Source organism: Aminithiophilus ramosus, from assembly GCF_018069705.1.
Classification (GTDB): domain Bacteria; phylum Synergistota; class Synergistia; order Synergistales; family Aminithiophilaceae; genus Aminithiophilus; species Aminithiophilus ramosus.
Genome location: NZ_CP072943.1, coordinates 740,279 through 761,695, shown reverse-complemented (window position 1 = coordinate 761,695; position 21,417 = coordinate 740,279). Strand labels below are relative to the sequence as shown.

20 protein-coding genes are annotated in these 21,417 nt (G+C 64.1%); 7 read left to right on the top strand and 13 right to left on the bottom strand.

The features are described 5' to 3' along the window. Positions 1–51: 51 nt before the first annotated feature. The 11 genes from KAR29_RS03395 to purC all read right to left on the bottom strand — a co-directional run bounded on the left by KAR29_RS03395 (position 52) and on the right by purC (position 11,619). On the bottom strand, positions 52–1,431 hold the full coding sequence (locus tag KAR29_RS03395) for a TIGR01212 family radical SAM protein (protein ID WP_274374234.1): 1,380 nt from the start codon (positions 1,429–1,431) through the stop codon (positions 52–54). 97 nt (positions 1,432–1,528) lie between these two features. Continuing rightward, positions 1,529–2,053 (bottom strand): 5-(carboxyamino)imidazole ribonucleotide mutase, encoded by a 525-nt coding sequence (gene purE / locus KAR29_RS03390; RefSeq protein WP_274374233.1) that lies wholly within the window; start codon positions 2,051–2,053, stop codon positions 1,529–1,531. A 17-nt stretch (positions 2,054–2,070) separates the two neighbouring features. Then, on the bottom strand, positions 2,071–3,342 hold the full coding sequence (gene purD / locus KAR29_RS03385) for a phosphoribosylamine--glycine ligase (protein WP_274374232.1): 1,272 nt from the start codon (positions 3,340–3,342) through the stop codon (positions 2,071–2,073). A gap of 12 nt (positions 3,343–3,354) precedes the next feature. Beyond that, positions 3,355–4,878 (bottom strand): bifunctional phosphoribosylaminoimidazolecarboxamide formyltransferase/IMP cyclohydrolase, encoded by a 1,524-nt coding sequence (gene purH, locus KAR29_RS03380; RefSeq protein WP_274374231.1) that lies wholly within the window; start codon positions 4,876–4,878, stop codon positions 3,355–3,357. Further along, positions 4,871–5,470 (bottom strand): phosphoribosylglycinamide formyltransferase, encoded by a 600-nt coding sequence (gene purN / locus KAR29_RS03375; RefSeq protein WP_274374230.1) that lies wholly within the window; start codon positions 5,468–5,470, stop codon positions 4,871–4,873. Before purN ends, purH begins: the two co-directional genes overlap by 8 nt. Next, complete coding sequence (gene purM / locus KAR29_RS03370) at positions 5,467–6,444, bottom strand: phosphoribosylformylglycinamidine cyclo-ligase (RefSeq protein ID WP_274374229.1); 978 nt, start codon at positions 6,442–6,444, stop codon at positions 5,467–5,469. The genes purN and purM overlap by 4 nt, the downstream gene beginning before the upstream one ends. Beyond that, positions 6,428–7,804 carry an amidophosphoribosyltransferase gene (gene purF / locus KAR29_RS03365; RefSeq protein WP_274374228.1) on the bottom strand — a complete coding sequence of 459 codons (1,377 nt, stop codon included), beginning with the start codon at positions 7,802–7,804 and terminating at the stop codon, positions 6,428–6,430. Before purF ends, purM begins: the two co-directional genes overlap by 17 nt. A gap of 2 nt (positions 7,805–7,806) precedes the next feature. Continuing rightward, on the bottom strand, positions 7,807–9,951 hold the full coding sequence (gene purL, locus KAR29_RS03360) for a phosphoribosylformylglycinamidine synthase subunit PurL (RefSeq protein ID WP_274374227.1): 2,145 nt from the start codon (positions 9,949–9,951) through the stop codon (positions 7,807–7,809). Between the two features lie 2 nt (positions 9,952–9,953). Then, positions 9,954–10,646 carry a phosphoribosylformylglycinamidine synthase subunit PurQ gene (gene purQ, locus KAR29_RS03355; protein WP_274374226.1) on the bottom strand — a complete coding sequence of 231 codons (693 nt, stop codon included), beginning with the start codon at positions 10,644–10,646 and terminating at the stop codon, positions 9,954–9,956. Then, the gene (gene purS / locus KAR29_RS03350) at positions 10,643–10,894 is read right to left on the bottom strand and encodes a phosphoribosylformylglycinamidine synthase subunit PurS (protein WP_274374225.1); all 252 of its coding nucleotides are present in this window, start codon (positions 10,892–10,894) and stop codon (positions 10,643–10,645) included. Before purS ends, purQ begins: the two co-directional genes overlap by 4 nt. Before the next feature lie 2 nt (positions 10,895–10,896). Further along, on the bottom strand, positions 10,897–11,619 hold the full coding sequence (purC, locus tag KAR29_RS03345; protein WP_274374224.1) for a phosphoribosylaminoimidazolesuccinocarboxamide synthase: 723 nt from the start codon (positions 11,617–11,619) through the stop codon (positions 10,897–10,899). 307 nt (positions 11,620–11,926) lie between these two features. Here purC and lepA point away from each other — a divergent pair, with 307 nt between their 5' ends. Genes lepA through KAR29_RS03330 form a run of 3 tightly spaced genes read left to right on the top strand, consistent with a single transcriptional unit; the run spans position 11,927 to position 15,469 of the window. Next, complete coding sequence (lepA, locus tag KAR29_RS03340) at positions 11,927–13,735, top strand: translation elongation factor 4 (protein ID WP_274374223.1); 1,809 nt, start codon at positions 11,927–11,929, stop codon at positions 13,733–13,735. Further along, positions 13,725–14,882: a radical SAM family heme chaperone HemW gene (hemW, locus tag KAR29_RS03335; protein ID WP_274374222.1), complete on the top strand. Its 1,158-nt coding sequence runs from the start codon at positions 13,725–13,727 to the stop codon at positions 14,880–14,882. The genes lepA and hemW overlap by 11 nt, the downstream gene beginning before the upstream one ends. Positions 14,883–14,893: 11 nt before the next feature. Continuing rightward, complete coding sequence (locus tag KAR29_RS03330; RefSeq protein WP_274374221.1) at positions 14,894–15,469, top strand: hypothetical protein; 576 nt, start codon at positions 14,894–14,896, stop codon at positions 15,467–15,469. A gap of 14 nt (positions 15,470–15,483) precedes the next feature. On the opposite strand, the gene yedF is transcribed toward KAR29_RS03330, so the two are convergent. Further along, the gene (gene yedF, locus KAR29_RS03325) at positions 15,484–16,065 is read right to left on the bottom strand and encodes a sulfurtransferase-like selenium metabolism protein YedF (RefSeq protein ID WP_274374220.1); all 582 of its coding nucleotides are present in this window, start codon (positions 16,063–16,065) and stop codon (positions 15,484–15,486) included. A 31-nt stretch (positions 16,066–16,096) separates the two neighbouring features. Continuing rightward, positions 16,097–16,678, bottom strand: a complete 582-nt coding sequence (locus KAR29_RS03320; protein ID WP_274374219.1) for an isochorismatase family protein — start codon at positions 16,676–16,678, stop codon at positions 16,097–16,099. 108 nt (positions 16,679–16,786) lie between these two features. On the opposite strand from KAR29_RS03320, the gene selA reads away from it, so the two are divergent. The 4 genes from selA to KAR29_RS03300 all read left to right on the top strand — a co-directional run bounded on the left by selA (position 16,787) and on the right by KAR29_RS03300 (position 21,411). Then, positions 16,787–18,199, top strand: coding sequence for an L-seryl-tRNA(Sec) selenium transferase (gene selA, locus KAR29_RS03315; RefSeq protein ID WP_274374218.1), 1,413 nt, complete (start codon positions 16,787–16,789; stop codon positions 18,197–18,199). Continuing rightward, the gene (gene selB / locus KAR29_RS03310; protein WP_274374217.1) at positions 18,189–20,105 is read left to right on the top strand and encodes a selenocysteine-specific translation elongation factor; all 1,917 of its coding nucleotides are present in this window, start codon (positions 18,189–18,191) and stop codon (positions 20,103–20,105) included. Before selA ends, selB begins: the two co-directional genes overlap by 11 nt. Before the next feature lie 115 nt (positions 20,106–20,220). After that, entirely contained in the window at positions 20,221–20,469 is a 249-nt protein-coding gene (locus tag KAR29_RS03305) for a Veg family protein (RefSeq protein WP_274374216.1), read from the top strand. Positions 20,470–20,550: 81 nt separating this feature from the next. Continuing rightward, on the top strand, positions 20,551–21,411 hold the full coding sequence (locus tag KAR29_RS03300; RefSeq protein ID WP_274374215.1) for a 4-(cytidine 5'-diphospho)-2-C-methyl-D-erythritol kinase: 861 nt from the start codon (positions 20,551–20,553) through the stop codon (positions 21,409–21,411). The last annotated feature ends 6 nt before the right edge of the window (positions 21,412–21,417 follow it).

Below are 21,417 nucleotides of genomic sequence, written 5' to 3'. Positions count from 1 at the left end.
AGCGGGGCCTTTAGGTCCCCGCTTCCGCCCTTCTGCTTTCGGCAGCCTTTTTCAGCAAAGGGGAGGGCCCGTCAGGGAAAGGGCCATCGGGCGATAGCGGATGCCCTGTCGTTCCCGCTCCTCTCCACAGGCGACGAAGCCCTGACGGCGATAAAAGGCTGCGGCGTTGGGCGAGGCGTTGACGGTTATCGTCTCAGGTCTGGCCTCGAGAGAGAGGGCAGACTCCCGGACGGCCTCGACGAGGGCCCTTCCCGTCCCCCGGCGACTATCCGAAAGGTCGACGAAAAGAAGGGCCAGATGGCCCGAGGGCGTCAGCTCGGCTACGCCCGTCCGCCGCCCCTTCCTTACGGCGGCGAAGAGAAGGTGTCCCGAGGCGAGGCGTCCGGCGAGGGCCTCCTCGTCGACAAAGGAGAGAAACGTTTCGATGCCCTCTTCGGGAAAAAGAGGGGCCACTTCGGCGAGAAAGGTCTCTCGGACGAGAGCCGCCGCGTCGGCGATTTCCTCAGGATTGAGGGGGCGGATCAGAGGGGAGAGGGGAGCGTCGAGGCGATCGGCCAGAGCTCGAAGAAACCGGGGTTTTTCGGCGATCCAGCCGGGTGCGACGAGGTGAGGCTCCCTGGCGTCGGCGGTGAGACGCTGGATCTCGATCTCGTCGGGGAGGGCCTCGAGAGCCAGAACCACCCTATCGACGTAGACTTCCAGAGTCAGGGGCTGGAAGGTCCCTCCCTTGTAGAGGAGCTCCAAGGCCGTCCCTTTCAGGACGTGAAGGGGGTGGAACTTGAAGCCCGCAACGCCCTCCCGGAAGAGGCGCTCCGCCGAAAGGGCGAGCTGGTGAGGCTTCTCGCCGGGAAGTCCGGCGATGAGGTGGGCACAGACCTTGAGGTTCCGGTGTCGGGCCCGGCGGCAGGCGTCGAGAGAGGAGGCGCCGTCGTGGCCCCGCCTCAGGAAAAGGAGTCCCTTTTCGTCGAGAGTCTGGACGCCGAGTTCCAGCCAGACCTCCAGTCCCTTTTGGGTCCAGAAGGAGAGCAGGTCGAGCACGGCGTCGGGCACGAGATCGGGGCGAGTCCCGACGGAGAGGCCGACGACGGAGGCTCCCTCCTCCTCGGCCAGGATCAGGGCCTCTCCCAAGGTGGCGCGGAAGGTCTCGAGGGGGACGTTGGTGGCCGAGTAACTCTGAAAGTAGAGGATGACGCGGTCGGTCCCGAAGCGTCGACGCGCCACATGAAGGCCCGATCGGATCTGATCGGCCAGGGAGAGGCCCCGGAGAAAGGCGCCGCTGCCGCCCCCCCTTTCGTCGCAGAAAAGACAGCCGCCTCGGAGAAGGCCCTCTCTGTTGGGACATCCGGAACCCGCGTCGAGAGCGATCTTTCTCACCGGTCCGCCATGGCGGGCCTTCAGCTGTTCCGCCCAGGAGGGGCGTCGTTCCGTCATGGGAGATCACCTCGCGAATGGAGCGGGAGGGTTTTCACCCTCCCGCTCCATTCTACTCCGTTGTCCTGACGGAGGCTCGAATGAGGAAAGACGTCGGTCAGCGGAAGGCCTCATCGGGGGCCAGGGGGAGGAGCTCCAGCTCCTTTCGCGAGGCCCGCACTTTATCGGCCGCCTGGGAGTGGAAGGTCCAGAGGGCCTCCTGAATGCGGTCGTTGTCCAAGGCCAGAATGCGCGCCGCCATAAGGGCGGCGTTCTGGCCCGACCCGATTCCGACGGTGGCCGTCGGTATGCCCGGAGGCATCTGGGCAATGGCCAGGAGAGCGTCCATGCCTCCCAGGGCGCCTCCTCCGACGGGCAGTCCGATGACGGGAAGGGTCGTTTCGGCGGCGAGGCAGCCCGGGAGGGCGGCCGCCAGGCCGGCGACGCCGATGAGCACCTTCAGCCCCCGCGAACGGGCCCTGCGGGCGTAGGCGGTCACGTCTTCCGGCGTTCGGTGCGCCGAGGCCACGGTGACCTCGAAGGGTATGGCCAGGCTGTCGAAGGTTTCGGCGATCTTGACGGCCAGGGCGAGATCCGATTTGGAACCCAAAACGACGCCGACGAGGGCTTTTCCTGTTTCCATGGAGAGGCTCCCTTCTGTCAGATAAAGGCCTTGCGGGCGATGTCGCGACGGAAGTGGACGCCCTCGAAGGAGACGAAACGTGTGGCCTCGTAGGCACGCTCCCGGGCCGAAAAGAGGTCCTCTCCGAGGCCGACGACGGTGAGAACGCGGCCTCCGGCGGTGACGATCTGCCCGGAGGTGTTACGGGCCGTCCCCGCGTGAAAGACGAGGATGTCACCTCCGGACAGGGCATCCATCTTTTCTATGGGGAAACCCTGTTCGTAGGCCCCGGGGTAACCGGCGGAGGCGAGGACGATGCCGACGGCGGCCCCCTGGGCCTGAGGCCACGCCATCGCCTCAAGCCTTCCCTGGCAGCAGGCCGAGACGATGGTGGCCCAGTCTCCGCCGAAGACGGGGAGGACGACCTGTGCCTCGGGATCGCCGAGGCGGACGTTGTACTCCAGGACCCAGGGCTTCCCCGCCTCGTCGAGCATGACGCCCAGATAGAGAACGCCTCTGAAGGGGATGGCGTCACGGCGAAGACCTTCGATGGTGGGGACGAGGATCTCCCTTCCGATGCGGTCGAGCAGGGCCTCGTCGGCCCAGGGGACGGGAGCGTAGGCTCCCATCCCTCCCGTGTTGGGGCCTCGGTCTTCGTCGAAGGCCCGCTTGTGGTCCTGGCTGGCGGGAAGAAGGCGGACCGTCTTGCCGTCGGTGACGGCAAGGAGTGTCAGCTCCGTTCCCGCGATGTGATCTTCGACGATGACGACCTTTCCTGCGTCCCCCAGGGTTTTCCTGACGAGAAGGTCGCTGCAGACGATCAGGGCCTCGTCGAAGGTGTCGACGATGAAGGCCCCCTTGCCGGCTGCCAGGCCGTCGGCCTTGACGACATAGGGGGGGCGACGCTTTCTGAGAGCCTCCTCGGCCTCGGGAAGCGTGCGGCAGAGGTCGAAGGGAGCCGTGGCGATGGCGTGACGGGCCATGAACTCCTTCGAGAAGGCCTTGCTCCCTTCCAGGCGGGCGCCGGAGCGTCCCGGGCCGAAGACGGGGATGCCCGTCTCCTCCAGGGCGTCGCCGACGCCGGCGACGAGGGGGGATTCGGGACCGGGGACGACGAAATCGACGGAAAGCCTGCGGGCCAGTTCGACGACGGCCGGGGCGTCGCAGGGATCAATGTCGTGGCAGGTGGCGTAATCGGCGATGCCGGGATTGCCCGGCGCGGCGTGAAGGGCTTTGACGAGGGGGGAACGGGCCAATGCCCAGGCAAGGGCATGTTCCCGGCCCCCTCGGCCCAAGAGGAGCACTCTCATGGACAAGCCCTCCTAATGGCGGAAGGTCCGCCAGCTGCTGAGGAAGAGGCTGATTCCGGCGTCGCGGGCGGCGTCGAAGACCTCCTCGTCTTTGACCGATCCCCCGGGCTCGATGATGGCGGCGATTTTTGCCTGGCCCGCCGCCTTGATGCTGTCGGGGAAGGGGAAGAAGGCGTCGGAGGCCATGACGGCACCCCGGCTCTTCTCTCCGGCCTGAGCCAGAGCCCAGTTGACGGCGTCGACGCGGCTGGTGAAGCCCCTCCCGATGCCGCACGTCGCCCCGTCGGCGGCGACGACGATGGCGTTGCTCTTGCTCAGGTAGGCCGCCTTCCAGGCGAGAATCAGGTCGTCCCACAGGTCGGGCCTGGGGGTCCCGATCCACTCTCCCTTGTCAAGACGGGGAAGAGGGGCGGTCTGATCCTCCTGGGCGAGGAATCCGCTCCATGTCGAGGTGATCTGGAGGGGCATAACCCTGCCGCCCTGCCAGCGGAGGAGGCGCAGGCTCGGTTTCGTCTGGCGGAGAAAGGCCAGGGCGTCGTCATCGAAGTCGGGGGCGGCCAGAACTTCGGTGAAGGTCCTGACGAGACTCTGGGCGGTGGCTTCGTCGACGGAGCGGGTCAGGCCCACGATGCCGCCGAAGGCGGAGAGGGGATCGCAGGCGAGGGCCCTCTCGTAGGCCTCGAGAAGGGTCTTTCCCACCGCGAGGCCGCAGGGTGTGGTGTGCTTGTTGATGACGCAGGCGCAGTCTCCGTTGAAGAGGGCCATGGCCCGCAGCGTGCCGTCGAGATCGAGTATGTTGTTGTAGGAGAGGGGTTTGCCCGAAAGCTGTTCCCAGGGGACGTCGGTCAGGGGGGGGAGGTAGAGGGCGGCCCTCTGATGGGGGTTTTCGCCGTAGCGCAGCTCCTGAGCCCGCGTCAGGGTCAGGGGAAGGGCGGAGGTCATCTCCATCTCCTGCCCCAGGACGGAGGAAAGTCCCTTTTCGACGAGACCGTCGTAGCGGGATGTATAGGCGAAGGCCTTCAGAGCCAGGGCCTGTCTCCGCTCGGGAACGACGTCTCCTGTGGCCCGGAGGTCCTCCAGAACCGGCTCGTAGTCGTCGGGATCGACGACGATAGCCACCTGACGGTAGTTCTTCGCCGCCGCCCGGATGAGGGTGACGCCGCCGATGTCGATGTTTTCGATGAGCTCGTCCAGGTCGGCGCCCTGACGGGCCTTCTCCTCGAAGGGATAGAGGTTGCAGACGACGAGATCGATGAGGGGAATCTCGTAGATGCGGACGTCTTCCATGTCCTGAACGTTTTCGCGTCGGGCCAGAATGCCTCCCATGACGGAGGGATGAAGGGTTTTGACGCGACCTCCCAGGAGATGGGGGAAACCGGTCAGGTCCGAAACTTCCTGAACGGCCACGTGAGCGGCCTCGAGAAAACGGGCCGTGCCCGAGCTGGAGACGATCTCGTAGCCGAGCTGGGAGAGTTCCTTGGCGAGCGTGTCGGCCTGGCGCTTGTCGAAAACGGAGATAAGGGCTCGTCTAGTCAAAGGTAACGCGCCTCCCTTCGAAGATCAGGCGGCTCGATAGAAGCCGCTTCAGCGTATCGCCGTAGAGGCGATGTTCCACGTGATGAATGCGTTCCTCAAGGTCATGGAGACTCTCTCCGCCTTTGAGGGACAACGCCTCCTGGGCCAGAATGGGGCCATGGTCCATTTTTTCGTCGACGAGATGGACGGTGACTCCCGTGACGGCGACGCCATAGTTCCAGGCCTGGCCGATGGCGTCGACGCCGGGGAAAGAGGGGAGAAGGGAGGGGTGGATGTTGACGATTTTACCGCATTGACGGCTTACAAAGCTAGAGGAGAGAAGGCGCATGAAGCCGGCCAGAACGATCCAGTCGACGCCCTCGTCCTCGACGAGACGGGTCAAGAAAGCTTCGGCCCCCTCCTTTCCCCTTTCGCCGTAGGGAAGGAGGACCGTCCGGAGTCCTCGCTCCTTTGCCCGATCCAGGCCGGGAGCGTCGGCCCTGTCGGAGGCGACGAAGGCGATGTCGGCATCGATATCGCCGGAGGCGACACGATCGGCCAGGGCGACCATGTTGGTGCCTCGGCCGGAGAGAAGGATGGCGATGGGGGTCATCGGCGGATCTCGCCGACGAGGAAGGGCTTTTCGCCCTCGGCGGTCAGGGCCTCTTCGACGGCCTGGCGGTCTCGGGGGGCGACGACGAAAACGAAACCGACGCCGACGTTGAAGACGCGGCGCATCTCGGTCTCGTCGACGGAGGGAGCGAGAAGGCTGTAGACGGACGGGCGGCTCCAGCCGCCCCAGTCGACGGCGGGGCGCAGGCCGCCGAGGACTCGGGAGACGTTCTCTTCGAGTCCGCCGCCGGTGATGTGGGCCATGGCCTTGACCTTGCCCGTCGCCGCTGCGGCCAGGGCCTGGCGGACATAAAGCCGTGTCGGCTCCAGGAGCAGATCGTCCAGTCCCCGGCCGTCGACGATCTCGTCGAGCCGGCGGTTTCCCCCTTCGAGGAGGGCCTTGCGGACGAGGCTGAAGCCGTTGCTGTGAAGCCCCGAGCTGGCCAACCCCAGGAGAAGGTCCCCCTCGGCGACGCAGGAGCCGTCGATGAGATCTTTCTCCTCGACGAGACCGACGGCGAAGCCGGCCAGGTCGAAGCCTTCGGGCGGGTAGACGCCGGGCATCTCGGCCGTCTCCCCGCCGAGAAGGACGGCTCCGACGGACCGACAGGCCTCGACGATGCCGGCCAGGACGGGGCTGAGTCGGGGGGCCTCTAGTCTGCCGCAGGCCAGATAATCGAGAAAGAAAAGAGGCCGGGCGCCGCAGGTGACGAGGTCGTTGACGTTCATGGCCACCAGGTCCTGGCCGAGGCCTCGGAGCTTGCCCGCGGCTCGGGCGATCTCGAGCTTGGTGCCGACGCCGTCGCAGCAGGCGGCCAGTAGACCTCCCCCGGGGAGACGGTAGAGGCCGGTGAAGCCGCCGATGCCGGAGACGACGGAGCCTCCCCGCTCGGAGCCGACGAGACCCTTTATGGCCTCGACCCAGGCGTTGCCGCCGTCGATGCTGACGCCTGACTGTTCATAAGTCCAGGTCATGGTCGATCTCCTTCCCCTCGAGGTAATGCCCCGAGAAACAGGCCGTGCAGACATCATTCCGTCCCCGCCCTATGGCCTCGAAAAGGTCTTCCTCTCTGAGATAGGCCAGCGAACAGGCGCCGACCTGACGCTCCAGCCCCTCGATATCCATGCGGGCCGCCGCCAGCTCCTCGCTGACGGGCGTGTCGATGCCGTAGTAGCAGGGAAAACGGACGGGGGGGGAGGCTATGCGAAGATGGACGTTGCGGGCGCCGCAGCCTCTCATGAGAGTGACGATGCGCTGAGCCGTCGTTCCCCTGACGATGGAGTCGTCGACGACGACGACATCCTTGCCCTCCATGAGGTGGGGGACGGGATTGAGTTTGATCCGCACGCCCAAATCGCGGACGCGCTGCGTGGGCTGAATGAAGGTCCGCCCCACGTAGCGGTTGCGGACGATGGCCTTCTCGTAGGCGATGGACGACTCCTCGGCGTAGCCCATGGCGGCCAGAGTCCCGCTGTCGGGCATGCCCGTCACCAGATTCGCCCCCGGACAGGGAGATCCCTTGGCAAGAAGCCTTCCCAGCTCCTTGCGGACGGCGTAGACGGAGCGGCCGTCGATGATGCTGTCGGGGCGGGCGAAATAGACGTATTCGAAGGCGCAGCCGAAGTGCCGTTTGGGCTCGACGGGGATGCGAAGAGAGCGGATTCCCTTCTCGTCGACGACGACGATCTCTCCGGGCTCGACGTCGCGGATCAGCTCGGCGCCGACGATGTCGAGAGCGCAGCTTTCGGAGGCGATGTAGGTCACGTCTCCCCGCTTCCCCAACACGAGGGGGCGGAACCCCCAGGGGTCGCGGGCGGCGACGAGACGGTCCTCGAGAAGGACGGCCAGGCTGTAGGCGCCCACGAGGCGGCGGAGGGCGCCGATGAGGGCCTCGAGGGGCGGCTTATGAGCCTGGTGCGCCATGAGGTGGATGATGACCTCCGTGTCCGTCGTCGACTGGAAAATGGCGCCCCGGCTTTCGAGATACTGAGCGATGGCCTTGCCGTTGGTCAGGTTGCCGTTGTGGGCGATCCCGACGGGCCCCCGGGCATAGGTGGCCACCAGGGGCTGGGCGTTGGCGGCCAGGGAGCCTCCGGCCGTGGAGTAGCGGACGTGGCCGATGGCCACGCGCGTCTCCTGCTGGGACAGTTCGTGCTGGTTCAGGGCGTCGTGGACGAGTCCCATGCCCTTGACGGTCTTGGCCATTCCGTCCCCGTTGATCCAGGCGACGCCGGCCGATTCCTGGCCTCGGTGCTGCAGTGCGTAGAGTCCCAGGTAGACATCCTCCAGAAGGGGCTCCGGGCGGGGGGAGTAGGCGCCGAAAACGCCGCACATGGCTAACGGCCCTCCCGGCGGCCGATTTCGGCGGAGGAGAGGCTGAAAAGCCCCCGAACATGCAGGGCGGAGCCGCCGACGAGGCCGATCTCCAGCAGGGGGAAGCCTCTCCAGAGATCGACGAAGGCCTCGACTTTTTCGGCCGTCACGCTGTAAAGAGCTCTCGGTCCTCCCTCTCCGTAAAGGAGAACATCGGGGCGTGTGGGGACGGACAAGGTGACGATGGCCCCTTCTCCCGATGCGGCGGCTTCTCGGACGAGGGCCAGAGCCAGGCCGCCTCCCGCGAGCGCCCGTCCCGAACGGGCCAGTCCCGAACGGGCCGTCTCCCTGGCCTTGGATACGAAGGACGCTTCGGCCTCGAAAGAGAGAGGCAGAGGCCGCCCCCGAGAGGCGCCGTGGCGGAGAAGCTGATACTGGCTCCCGGCAAGGGAGGAGGCGATCGTTCCGACGAGGAAGAGGCGGTCCCCCCTCTTCCATTGCCCCCAGCGTAGGGGCGTCCCCTCGACGAGGCCGACGGCCGTCACGAGAGGCGTCGGGAGAATCCGGCTCTGCGAGGTCTCGTTGTAGAGGCTCACGTTTCCCGAGACGACGGGGCAGTTCAGGGCGCGACAGGCATCGGCCATTCCCTGGACGGACTGCTCCAGTTCCCAGAACTGCTCCGGCTTTTCCGGCGAGGCGTAATTGAGACAATCCGTCAGACCGAGGGGGCGGGCGCCGACGACGGCAAGGGCTCGGAGGGCGCGGGCCACCGTCTCGGCTCCCCCCCTGTAGGGATCGAGGCCCGTTTTCCAGGGGTCGGTCTCCATCGCCAGGGCGAGAAGGTTCCCGTTCTCCTTGATGCGGAGGAGGCTCACGGGGCCGCCGGGACCGGCCACGGTGCCCAGGCGGACCATGGAGTCGTAGCTTTCGTAGATCCATCTCTTGTCGGCCAGGTTGGGCGAAGCCATGAGTCGTTTCGTCTCGGCGGCCCAGTCGGAGGGCAGATCCATCTCCTCGGGGCCGAAAGCCCAGCGGGCCTCCAGGTCGGCGGGCTCTTCGGAGGGCCAGAGGATCTCGGGAGCTCCCTCCCCGATGAGGGAGGCGGGGAGGGAGGCGACGACGCTTCCGTCTTTTCGGGCGCTCCAGCGGTCACCTGCCGTCACGTCGCCGATGACGGCACAGCTCAGCCCCCACCGCCTGGCCCTGAAGAGGACCTCGTCGACCTTTTCGGGAAGAACGATGAGGAGCATCCGCTCCTGAGACTCGGAGAGGAGGATTTCCCAGGCCTCCATATCGGCCTCCCGCAGCGGAACGGCGTCGAGATCGAGGTCGATGGCGACGCCGCTTCGGGCGGCGATTTCGCTCGACGAAGAGGTGATGCCGGCGGCCCCCATGTCCTGCATGCTCACGATGAGCCCCGCCTCGTGAAGGTCCAGACAGGCCTCGATGAGCAGTTTCTCCTCGAAGGGATCGCCGATCTGGATCTGGGGGCGGCTCGCTTTCCCGTCATCGGCCAGCTCCGTCGAGGCGAAGGCCGCTCCGGCGATGCCGTCCCGTCCCGTTGCCGACCCCAGGAGGAGGACCTTCTGCCCCGGGCGGGCCGTCGAGGCCACGGCCATTCCGTCGAGGCGGACGACTCCCAGGCAGAAGGCGTTGACGAGAGGGTTGCCGTTGTAGACCCTGTCGAAGAGGGTCTTCCCCCCCACCGTGGGCACGCCCACGGCGTTGCCGTAGCCGCCCACGCCGGCGACGATGCCCCGGGCCAGACGCGTTGTCCTGGCATCGTCGGCGTCGCCGAAGCAGAGGCCGTCCATGGCGGCAACGGGGCGGGCCCCCATGGCGAGAATGTCGCGGATGATGCCGCCCACGCCCGTGGCCGCCCCCTGGTAGGGCGCGACAGCCGAGGGGTGGTTGTGGCTTTCGACCTTGAAGGCCGCTCCCCATCCGTCGCCGATGTCGACGACGCCGGCGTTCTCTCCCGGTCCCTGGACGACGGCCTCGCCCTTCGTGGGGAAACGGCGCAGAAGGGGCTTGGAGGACTTGTAACAGCAGTGTTCCGACCACATGACGCCCATGACGAGAAGTTCGCAGTCGCTGGGCTCTCGACCCAGGGCGGAACGGATTTTTTCGTACTCCTCCTTGCGGAGGCCGGCCTTGCGGTAATCCATCTCTAGCGCCTCCCGATCCAGGTCTCGACGGATTTCCAGAAGAGAACGCCATCGTCGCCGCCCAGGACGGCCTCGGAGGTCCGCTCCGGATGGGGCATGAGCCCCAGAACGTTCCCCCTTTTCGAGAGGAGTCCGGCGATGTGATGGGCCGCTCCGTTGGGGTTGAAGGGCTCGCCCGTCTCTCCCGCGGCGCTGCAGTAGCGGAAAAGGACCTGGCCGTTTTCTTCGACACGGCGGAGATCCTCTTCCGGCAGATAGTAGCGTCCCTCGTTGTGGGCGATGGGGAAATTGACGACCTGTCCTTTCGTGAGAAGACACGTGAAAGGCGTATCGTTTCTTTCGACGCGGACCGTGCAGGGGCGGCAGATGAATCCCGGTTGGCGGTTGGTCAGGAGAACGCCGGGGAGGAGGCCGGCCTCGGTGAGGACCTGAAAGCCGTTGCAGATGCCCAGCAGGAGTCCGCCCCTTTCGACATGGCGGGCGACTTCCCCCATGATGGGCGAACGGGCCGCCATGGCGCCGCTGCGCAGGTAGTCTCCGTAGGAAAATCCTCCGGGAAGGATGACGAGATCGGCTTCGGGGAGAGGGTCGAGGTGCCAGACCTTGACGACCGGAACGGCCAGTACGGTTTTTATGGCGTGGACGACGTCGTCGTCGCAGTTGCTGCCGGGAAAGGCGACGACAGTGGCCTTCATCGGCTCTTGACCTCGATACGGCTCTCTTCGATGAGATCGTTGACGAGAAGGTCGTCGCAGAGTCCTGCGGCCAGGGAGCGGGCCTGAACGGAATCGGGAGCTTCCACGACGGCTTCGACGAAGCGTCCCACGCGGATCTCCTTAAGGGTCTCGTAACCCATCCCGTGGAGAGAGGCGGCTACGGCCTTGCCCTGAGTGTCGAGGACTCCCTTTTTGAGAGAGATGGTGATCGCCACGTCGAAAAGCATCGTTAGGCCTCCCTCGTGGAGAGTCGGCGCCAGATCTCCCGGTAAGCGCCGAGGACATCGCCCAGGTCCTTGCGGAAGCGGTCCTTGTCGAGACGATCGCCTGTGGCGAGGTCCCAGAAGCGGCAGGTGTCGGGCGAAATCTCGTCGGCGAGAACGAGATCTCCCTCGGCGGTGCGGCCGAACTCGAGTTTGAAATCGACGAGCACGATGGAGAGGTCGCGGAAAAGAGCGCGGAGAAGATCGTTGACTTCGAGGGTGATGGCCTTGAGGGTCGCCAGCTCCTCTTCCGTCGCCCAGCCGAAGAGGAGCGCGTGGTCGTCTGTGACGAGAGGATCGCCAAGGGCGTCGTCTTTGAGGTAGAGTTCGAGAAGCGGGCGTGGAAGCTCCATCCCCTCCTCGACGCCGAGGCGTTTGCAGAGGGAGCCCGTCGTCACGTTGCGGACGACGACCTCGAGAGGGATGATCGTCACGGCCCTGACGGCCTGGTGCCGTTCGTCGATGCGTTCGACGAAGTGCGTGGGCACGCCCCGAGCGGCCAAGTGAGCGAGCAGGTAGGCGCTGATCTCGTTGTTGAGCCTTCCCTTTCCCTCCAGCGTGGCCTTCTTTTCGGCGTTGAAAGCCGTCAGGTGATCTTTGTATTCAATGATGTAGACCTTCGGATCGCCGGTCTTCCAGACTTTTTTGGCCTTGCCTTCATAAAGAAAGTCGCCTTTCTCCCAAGTCATCTTCAAGCGCCTCCCGTTGATCGGAAAAGATACTTACATTGTGTGTCTGCATATAGAAAATGTCAAGTCTTATGGCGGATCGGGGCCGTGACTCTGTCCGATTTTGAGGATCGGTCTCGCCTCTCCCGGCCTTCCTCCTCCTTCGGGCGACAGCCCTTGGAATCGCCGGAGACGTCTTCCTTGAGGGCGCTTTCTCCTCCTTCTTCGTCGGTCTGCCTGAAGGGCAATCCCCAGAAGGGAACTGACAGCGTCGGAGCTGTCGGCTAAAATAGGTTCACTGTCCTACGACACGACAAAGGAGTTTTCCATGGAGACCAGACGGATCCGCAATTTCAGCATCATCGCCCACGTCGATCACGGCAAGTCCACCCTCGCCGATCGCCTTCTCGAGGTGACACATACCGTCGAGGACCGGAAGATGCGCCAGCAGCTTCTGGATAATCTCGAACTGGAGCGGGAGCGGGGCATCACGATCAAGCTCGTCCCCGTTCGCATGAATTACAGAAGCAGGGAGGGTGTCGATTACGTCCTGAACCTGATCGATACGCCGGGCCATGTGGACTTTTCTTACGAAGTCTCGAGATCTCTGGCCGCCTCCGATGGGGCCGTGCTCGTCGTCGATGCCGCCCAGGGCGTCGAGGCCCAGACGGTGGCCAACGCCTACCTTGCCGTCGATCAGGGGCTGGCGATCATTCCCGTCATCAACAAGATCGATCTTCCCTCGGCTCAGCCCGACGTCGTCAGGGGGGAAATCGAAGAGGTCGTCGGCATCGACGCCTCCGAAGCCATCCTGGCCAGCGCCAAGGAGGGGAAGGGCATCGGCGAGATCCTTGAGGCCATCGTCTCCCTGGTGCCCGCGCCCTCGGGAAGGAGGGAGTCCCCCCTACAGGCCCTGATTTTCGATTCCGTATACGACAATTATAAAGGCGTCATCTGTTACGTTCGCGTCTTCAACGGCGTCGTGAGGACGGGGCAGGCCGTGACCTTCATGGCGACGGGACTGAACTACCAGATCGAGGAGATCGGCGTCTTCCGTCCTCAGATGGAGCCTGTCGAGGAGCTGGGAGCGGGCGAGGTCGGCTACGTCGTCGCCAACATCAAGAGCCTCACCGAAGCCCATGTGGGCGATACCGTCACCGACAGCCGCGCTCCGGCCCAGTCGCCTCTGCCGGGCTACAGGAAGATCAAGCCCGTCGTCTTCTGCGGTTTCTACCCCATCGAGCGCGAAGATTATCCCCAGCTCCGCGAGGCCCTCGAAAAACTTCAGCTCAACGATTCCTCCCTTTTCTTCGAGCCCGAGACGTCGACGGCTCTGGGTTTCGGCTTCCGCTGCGGCTTCCTGGGCCTTCTCCACATGGACATCGCCAAGGAGCGTCTCCAGAGGGAGTTCGACGTCGAGCTGGTCGCGACGGCGCCCAACGTCGTCTACCACATCCTCAGAACCGACGGCGAAATCCAGGAGATTCACAACCCTGCCGATCTGCCCGAGATCTCCCGCGTCGAGGAGATCCGCGAACCTCTGATCCGCATCACGACCTTCGTCCCCACCGATTACGTGGGCAAGACGATGCAGCTCTGTCAGGATCGTCGCGGTGCCTTCGTCTCCATGGATTACATCACGCCGGAGCGGGTTCGCCTCGTTTACGATCTCCCTTTGGCGGAGTTTATCATCGATTTCCACGATCGCCTCAAGTCGGTCACGAGAGGCTATGCCTCTCTCGATTACGAACAGCGAGGCTTTCAGGCCGCCGATCTCGTCAAAGTCGACGTCCTTCTCAACGAGGAGCCCGTCGACGCCTTTTCCTTCATCTGCCACCGCGATGCCTCCTACCATCGGGGTCAGACCGTCGTCCGCAAACTGAAGGAGCTTATCCCGAGACAGCTCTTCGAGATTCCCATTCAGGCCGCCGTCGGCAAACGCGTCATCGTTCGCCAAAACGTCAAGCCGCTTCGCAAGGATGTCCTGGCCAAGTGTTACGGCGGTGACATCACCCGCAAGCGCAAGCTCCTGGAGAAGCAGAAGGAGGGCAAGAAGCGGATGAAGCAGATCGGCCGCGTCTCCGTCCCTCAGGAGGCCTTCCTGGCCTTTCTGGATGTCAGCAGCGATGGCGAGTGAGGACGCGGCGTCCGAGGCCCTCTCTTTCAGCGGGCTATCGACGCTTTCCCTCTACGTCCATCTTCCTTTTTGCCGCCGCAAGTGTCCCTACTGTGCCTTCTACAGCGTCGTTCCCCGAAGGGGAGAGATCGATGCCTGCCTGGAAGGCCTCAGGAACGAGATCGTTCTCTGGAAGGATCGTTCCGGCTTCTTGCCGCCTCTGCGTTCTCTCTACATCGGAGGCGGCACGCCGACGCTTCTTGATCGGAGGCAGTGGGAGCTCCTCATCTCGCTGCTGGAGGGGGCCTTCTCCTTCGATCGGACGGCGGAGGTGACTGTCGAGGCCAATCCCGAGTCGCTGCGTGCCTTCCATCTTCGCCTTTGGGGAGAATGGCGGGTGACGCGCGTCAGTCTGGGGGTCCAGAGCCTCGACGACGACGAGCTGCGTCTTCTGGGCCGCCTTCACGACGGGAGGGGGGCCCGAGAGTCTCTGGCGGCCCTGGCTGCCTCGGGGTTGGCCTTCAGCGCCGATCTCATGTTCAACCTGCCCGGTCAGACCCTGAAGGGGTGGCACCGGACTCTGAGGGAGGTTCTGGCCTTCGGGATGGACCATCTCTCCCTTTACGACCTGACCCTCGAGGAGGGATCGGCCTGGGCCGATTCGCCGCCGGGAGGGAGGACCTCGGGCTACCCCTTCTACCGCTGGGCCCAATGGTATTTGGCCTCGCGAGGCTTTTTCCAGTACGAAATCGCCAGCTTCGCCCGCAATCGCCGTTGGAGCCGCCACAACCTGGCCTACTGGATCCGCTCGCCCCTTCTTGCCATCGGTCCCGGAGCCTGGGGTTTCTGTCGCGAGAGGCGCTACGGCAACGTCGATGATCTGGGGGGCTATCTCGGCGAAGTGGCCGAAGGGCGGCTGCCTCTTTCCGCGGGCGAATGTCTTTTGCCCGAAAGAGCTTTCCGGGAGGCAGCCCTTCTCGCCCTGAGGACGGCTTGGGGAATCCCCTTTCGCCTTTTCGCCCGACGTTACGGAAAGGCAGCTCTGGAGACGGTCCTGGACGCTCTCAAAGGGTTGCCCGATGGCCTTTTCGCCGTCACCGACGAGAGCCTGGCCCTCTCCGCGAAGGGAATGCGGGTGGCCAACGCGATCTGGGAACGTTTTCTGTAGGAGGCGTCGCGGTGAAGTGGAAAATTTTCGACGTTGACGGAGATTCGGAGGCGTTTTTTCAGTGGCTCCTTCTCTCTCTCGCTGAACCCTTTCGAGAGGCCCTTCCCGACGGCCCGGGCTACGCCCGGACCGTCGGTGACGATCTCCTTCCGGCCCTCCGCTTCCTGGATGCTGCCGTCGGTTCTCCGCTGCGGGGGCCGCTTCGCCTTTACGCCTCTTTGGGCGAGAGTTCCCCTCTGGCCCTTCTCTGCGGCGAGGAGGTGGAGGGGGCTTTGGCCTCGCTGCGAGAGAGAGGAGAGGCGTCCCCTTCCCTTCGAGAGCGGCTCCTCGATCCGTCGGAGCGACGTTGGGGCATCATCGGCCTTGTCCTTCCCGGCTGGGTGATCCTTTTCTCCGAAGACGTCGAGGTGGCCTGCCAGGATGTCTTCGACGGGGGGCTCTCCGTCGTGTACCTTCCGGTCGTAGAGGACTCCGCTCTGATCGACCCTTTTCTGCCGACGGAGGAGGCCTGGTTTCGTCTGTTTGCGATGGTCCTCCGCTCCCTGCCTCATCGCCGGGAGGAAGGGCCTTTGGTTGACGTCGACTGACTCCCTTGTCTGTTTCAGCCGAGACAGAGCTGGCGCGAGGCCGCCATGAGGGCCTCGGTGATTTCGAACATGTTGGAGAGGATACCGACGGCGACGGCGTCGGCGATGCCGAAATGGTTGGCGCAGGTGCCGCAGACGAGGACCGCCGTTCCTCGGTCCCGAAGGGCCTCGAGGCTTTCGTGGGCCGAATGGCTTTTCAGGGAGAGCAGCACGCCTTTGTTCATGAGGGCGATCGTCTTCGGTGGCCGCTCCCTTTGGGCCACCGTACCCAGGAAGGCCTTCATGAGCGCTTCTCCGAGGACCTGGTCGTCGCCGCCCAGAGTCGCTTTGGCGATGAGAAGGGATTGGTCGTCGAGGGTCCCTTCCCGAATCCTCTCTTCGGCGCCTTCTCCTTTTCGGCTTTTGAGGACGATTTCGGGCGCCTGGCCGCTCTCTTCCGTCGTCCATCCCTGTTTGGTCAGGAAACGGGTCACGTTGGCCGCAGAAACGGAGTTGTCGACGGAGATCGTCAGGGCCCGGGCCCCTTCGTCGATTGCGGCCTTGGCCATCATGACTGGCTTGGGGCAGGCCTGCCCCCGGGCATCGATGTTTTTCACCACGGATCGGCTCCTTTCGTGAGGCGGCTTTTCAGGAAAGAGGAAGGGCCGCCGAGTCGATGAGGTTTCCTCCTGCGGCGGCGATCTCGTCAAGAGCTCTTCTGCCGTCTCCCCCTCTGACCTCGACGGCTCGGACCGCGTCGGTGACGACAACGGTTTCGAAGCCCAGGGCGAGGGCATCGAGGGCCGTGGCCCGAACGCAATAATCCGTGGCGAGTCCGACGACGAAGACGCGCCCGATATTTCGGGCTCGGAGCTTATCGGCCAGATCGGTGCCGTCGAAATTGGACAGTGCCTCGTCGTGCCCCGTCGCCTTGTCGATGATCCAAGGGTGGAGATCGACGCGAAGGGCGTTGTGGAAGGCGGCTCCCCGCGTTCCCGCGACGCAGTGGGGCGGCCAGGGACCGCCTTGGGCGGCGAAGCTGCCGTGATCGACGGGGTGCCAGTCGCGGCTGTAGACGACGGGAGCGCCGACGGCCTGAAAACGCTCGATGAGTCCGTTGACGACGGGAATGATGGATTCCCCTTCGCCGACGGCAAGCGACCCTCCGGAGCAGAAGTCGTTCTGGATGTCGACGACGAGAAGGGCGTCTCTGGCGCAGATGGCGTTCATGTCTATCACCTCCATAAAGAATTATAGCGGCTGGGCATGTCGAAATCTTTCCCGGATGTAGAGAGGTACCGTCGGAACGAATCGAAAAATGATCGAGAGGGTGAGATTGTGCGTGACGAAATCCGCAACCTCCTGAGGCAGATTCCCTCCATGGACGAACTTCTGTCCCGTTCCTGGGTCGGAGAGATGGAAGCCCTTCTCGGGCGAGAGGCTATCAAGTCCGTCTTCGCCGATGTCATCGGCGAAGTCCGCAGACGTCTGAGAATGGGCGACGAAGAGGGGATCGACGTCGAAGGGATCGAGCAAGAGACCTGCCGTCGTCTTCGTGCGAAGGCCTATTCCAGTCTTCGCCCCGTCGTCAACGCCACGGGCGTCGTCGTCCACACCAACCTGGGGCGCTCGGTTCTCCCCCGGGAGGCCCTGGAGGCCGTTGTCGCGACGGGAGAGCGTTACTGCAACCTGGAATACCGCCTTGAGGAGGGGGAGCGAGGCCACCGCAGCGACCATGTTGAATGGCTTCTCTGTCAGGTCACGGGCGCCGATGCGGCGTTGGTCGTCAACAACAACGCCGGCGCCGTTCTCCTCGTCCTTTCGGCACTGGCCGCAGGGAAAGAGAGCCTTGTCTCTCGCGGGGAGCTTGTTGAAATAGGCGGTTCGTTCCGCATTCCGGATATCATGGCCTTTTCGGGGACGAAAATGGTCGAGGTGGGGACGACGAATCGGACAGGCCTGTCCGATTACGAAAGGGCGCTCACGGCCGAGACGGCTCTTCTTCTCAAGGTTCATCCCTCCAACTATCGTCTCGTCGGTTTTCACGCCGAGACCTCCAGGGAGGAGCTGGCTGCCCTGGCCCGAGAGAAAGAACTGATCCTCTACGAGGATTTAGGCAGCGGCGTCTTGGCCGACCTCTCCGCCGGGGGCTTGGAGGGAGAGCCCACCGTTCGCCGTTGCCTCATGGACGGTGTCGATATCGTTACCTTCTCGGGCGACAAGCTTCTCGGCGGTCCCCAGATCGGCGTCATCGCAGGGCGGAGCCAGATCATCGATCGTCTTCGTCACTTCCCCCTCCTGCGGCCCCTCCGCGTCGACAAGATGACCCTGGCCGCCCTTGAGGCCGTTCTCCGCCTCTACCTCCAGGGGCGAGAGGAAGAGCTTCCCGCGGTCCGGATGTTGCGTCTTTCGGGAGAGACCCTGCGGCGCCGCGCCGAAGCCCTGGCTCTGCTCCTGGCCGAGGCCTTGCCGCAGGGGCTTTTTGACGTCGTCGCCGTCGAAGACGCGGCGGGAGGCGGATCTTTCCCGGAGCACCCCCTTCCCGGTTGGGGCGTCGCCCTTTCGTTGCCGACTCTCTCCAGCGGCGCCGTCCAGAGGCGGTTGAGACAGGTCTCCTGCCCCGTGATCGTCTCCGCGGAAAAGGATCGAGCCGTCGTCCACGTGAGGACCTTGTTCGAAGGTGACGAAGCGCTTATCGTCAGGGCTTTGAAGGAGGTCGCGGGAAAGGGAGGGAACGGCCTTGAGCGGTGACCTGCGCGAGCTTTCGCTCGTCCTGGGCACGGCGGGCCATATCGATCACGGCAAGACCTCCCTCGTCAAGGCCCTGACGGGGATCGACTGTGACCGTCTCTCGGAGGAGAAGCGACGGGGCATCACCATCGAATTGGGATTCGCCTCTCTGGAGCTCGCCGACGGTCGCGTCGTCAGTCTCGTCGATGTTCCCGGCCACGAACGTTTTATCCGTCAGATGGTGGCCGGGGCGGCGGGGATCGATGCCGTCCTTTTCGTCGTCGCCGCCGACGAGGGGGTCATGCCCCAGACGCGGGAACATCTGGAAATCCTCTCCCTTCTGGGACTGAGGCGAGGCATCGTGGCCCTGACCAAGATCGACGTCGTCGATGACGATCTGCTGGAGCTGGCACGCATGGATGTGGAGGCTCTCCTCAAGGGGACGTTCCTCGAGGCGGCGCCTCTCGTCCCCCTTTCTTCCGTCGATGGCCGGGGCATCGACGTATTGAAGGAGGAGATCGGACGTCTCGTCGACCAGCTTCGGCCACGACGGTCCGAGGGCCTCTTCTTCCTCCCCATAGACAGGGCTTTCCCCATCTCCGGTTTCGGCACCGTCGTCACGGGAACGGCCTATAGCGGCTCCATCGGCGTGGGCGACGAAGTCGCCATTCTCCCCTCCGACGTCAGGGGCAAGGTGAGAGGCCTTCAGGTCCACGGAAAGGCCGTCGACGTTGCCGGGGCGGGGCAGCGCGTGGCCGTCAATGTCTCGGGCGTCTCCGTCGATTCTTTCGAAAAGGGCGACGTCCTCTCCCTTTCGGGTGCTTTCGAGGTCACGTCCTGTCTCGATGTCCGTTTCCGTCTCCTCCCTTCTGCAAACGAGCCCCTTCGGCACTGGCAGAGGGTGCGCCTTCACCTGGGAACCTGCGATCTCCTGGCCCGGCTTTCCCTTCTGGACCGGGGAGAGATCCTCCCCGGAGAGGAGGCCGTCGCCCAGATCGTCACGGAAAGCCCTCTCCTGGCTCTTTCCGGTCAGCCCTTCGTCGTCCGGTTCTACAGTCCCCTGAGAACTGTCGGCGGCGGCCGAGTCCTCAACGTCTACGGCCATAAACCGCGGGGGGCGAGGGCCCGACGGGAGCGCCTGATCTGGTTGACGGAGCTGAACCTGCGCTTGGAGCGGAACGAGAGCCTCCTCGAGCCTTTCGTCGACAGAGGGGGCTTTTTGCCCTTTCGCGAGCTTCTCCGTCTTCTTCAGGTTCCGGCGGCGCCGCTGATCGAAGAGATCGAGGGGAACGAAGAGGTTCACCTTCTTCGGGCCGGATCGGATTACGTCCTCTCCGAAAAATGGCTCAAGGCTCTCGAGGCGAAAGTCGGTGCGGCCCTCAAAGCCTTTCATGACGAGGAGCCTCTTCTGGACGGCATGGCCCAGGATCGTTTTTTCCGCCTCCTTCTTCCGGGAGGCGACCTGCGGCCCGCCAAGGCCTTGGCGGAACGGCTCCTTCATCGTGGGACCGTCGTTTCCGGCGATGGCCTCTTCCGCTTGCCCTCTTTCGTGCCGGGCCGCAACGACCTTCTGGCCGAGCGGAGCGAGGCTCTGCTGCGTTTCTGCCGGGAGAGGGAGATCCAGTTCCCCGATATCGCCGAAGCCCGAGAGCGTCTGGCCCTCGACGAGAAGGACTTCAAATCCCTTCTCGCTGCGCTCCGGCAAAAGGGGAGGCTTTTTATCCTCGCCGAGTCCTTTCTCCTGAGCGATGAGGTCGATCTGCGCCTGCAGGCCCGGGCCCGGACCATCGAGGGTGACGTTACGCTGGCGGCGGTGAGAGATCTGATGGGAAGTACGCGCCGATTCGTCTTGCCCCTTTTGGAATTCTGGGATTCGCGGGGAGTGACGCGTAGGGTTGGCGATAAACGGGTTTTTCTGAAAAAATAACGATATCCTTTAGGCAAAGTAACGGAACTTCTCCCTACCTCCTGAAGACTTTCCCTTGTTTAGTTCGGAATTGTGTGGTAAAATTGTGCAAAATGGTTTTTCAGGAGTGAGGCCCATGAGCCGTAACAGTCTTTGCGGCATCCGAGAAAGGATCGCCTTGCACAAGGGTTCCCGGGTGAGGTATCGAGCCTCCAGGGGACGTCGCAAGGTGGAGGAGCGGCAGGGAGTCATCCTCGAGACCTATCCTCACCTCTTTACAATGTACATTGAGTCGCAGCAGAGCACCGTCTCCTTCCGCTATGCCGAACTGCTCACCCGAGAGGTGGAGCTGGAAATCCTTCCGGGGCGGGAGAAGCTGGTTTAGTCTCCTCTTCCGTCTTTTCGTCAGCCCCAGCCCGATGGCGCTGGGGCTTTCCTGTGTCCGCTTGACAAGGAGGCAGCAACGGTGAACCATGTCCTTTACTCTCCGGCGAAGCTGAACCTGACGCTTCGAATCGGCGCGAGGCGGGCCGACGGTCTCCACGATCTCTCCTCCGTTTTTCTGCGCCTTCCTTCCGTTGAAGCGTTGACAATAACTATGGATAGTGAGAATAATGTGAAGGATCTTCTCTCCGTCCAAACCATCGAGCTCAAGGGGATCAACTTGGTGACGCGAGCTTCGGAGCGTCTTCGGGCTCTCGGCTGGCCTCTGCCTTTTCTTCGAGTCTCCCTTTGGAAGCAACTTCCCCCCGGAACGGGCTTCGGGGCGGGGAGTGGGAATGGGGCCGCTTTCCTGCGGTGGGCGTCGGCACTGTTGGGACGTTCCCTTCCCCTGGAACTGGCGCGGGAGCTTGGCGCCGACGTTCCCTTTCTCGTCAGCGGTCTCCCCTTGGCTTTTGCCTGCGGGGTCGGAGAACGCCTTGAGGGGCTTAAAGCCCTGAACCTTTCCGCCCTCCTCCTCGTGCCTCGCTGGTCCTCGCCGACGGCCCGGGCCTTTGCCGACCTTGATCGGCGAAGGGAAGAGCGGGGGAGTTCCGTCTCCGATCCCCTCTTCTTCCGCATCGAGGCCGAGACCCTCGTCGACGACCTCCGTCGAGGCGCGACAGTAGGTCTTTTGCCGAACGATTTCACCGATCTTCTGGCGGAGCGCCATCCCGAATATGGCCTTTTTTTCGCCATGGCGGAAAAGGCCGGCGCCTTGGCCTGGGGTATCAGCGGCAGCGGCAGCGGGGCCTTTGCCCTCGCCCAGGGACCGACAGCCCTTTTAAAACTGGTCGCTTCGGTCTCTGCGGAGCCCTGGGTGACCCATCTTCTTGTACTGGAGTGAGGCTCC

Excerpts from the sequence above, each read along its gene's own strand:
- purS (WP_274374225.1), bottom strand. The coding sequence starts at position 10,894 with ATGCTTTTCGACGTGGCGATCACCATCTCTCTCAAAAAGGGAGTCCTC.
- lepA (WP_274374223.1), top strand. The coding sequence starts at position 11,927 with ATGGAGACCAGACGGATCCGCAATTTCAGCATCATCGCCCACGTCGAT.
- KAR29_RS03395 (WP_274374234.1), bottom strand. The coding sequence starts at position 1,431 with ATGACGGAACGACGCCCCTCCTGGGCGGAACAGCTGAAGGCCCGCCAT.
- purN (WP_274374230.1), bottom strand. The coding sequence starts at position 5,470 with ATGACCCCCATCGCCATCCTTCTCTCCGGCCGAGGCACCAACATGGTC.
- purE (WP_274374233.1), bottom strand. The coding sequence starts at position 2,053 with ATGGAAACAGGAAAAGCCCTCGTCGGCGTCGTTTTGGGTTCCAAATCG.
- purM (WP_274374229.1), bottom strand. The coding sequence starts at position 6,444 with ATGACCTGGACTTATGAACAGTCAGGCGTCAGCATCGACGGCGGCAAC.
- purL (WP_274374227.1), bottom strand. The coding sequence starts at position 9,951 with ATGGATTACCGCAAGGCCGGCCTCCGCAAGGAGGAGTACGAAAAAATC.
- KAR29_RS03305 (WP_274374216.1), top strand. The coding sequence starts at position 20,221 with ATGAGCCGTAACAGTCTTTGCGGCATCCGAGAAAGGATCGCCTTGCAC.
- purQ (WP_274374226.1), bottom strand. The coding sequence starts at position 10,646 with ATGAAGGCCACTGTCGTCGCCTTTCCCGGCAGCAACTGCGACGACGAC.
- purD (WP_274374232.1), bottom strand. The coding sequence starts at position 3,342 with ATGAGAGTGCTCCTCTTGGGCCGAGGGGGCCGGGAACATGCCCTTGCC.
- KAR29_RS03320 (WP_274374219.1), bottom strand. The coding sequence starts at position 16,678 with ATGAACGCCATCTGCGCCAGAGACGCCCTTCTCGTCGTCGACATCCAG.
- purF (WP_274374228.1), bottom strand. The coding sequence starts at position 7,804 with ATGTGCGGCGTTTTCGGCGCCTACTCCCCCCGCCCGGAGCCCCTTCTG.
- hemW (WP_274374222.1), top strand. The coding sequence starts at position 13,725 with ATGGCGAGTGAGGACGCGGCGTCCGAGGCCCTCTCTTTCAGCGGGCTA.
- purC (WP_274374224.1), bottom strand. The coding sequence starts at position 11,619 with ATGACTTGGGAGAAAGGCGACTTTCTTTATGAAGGCAAGGCCAAAAAA.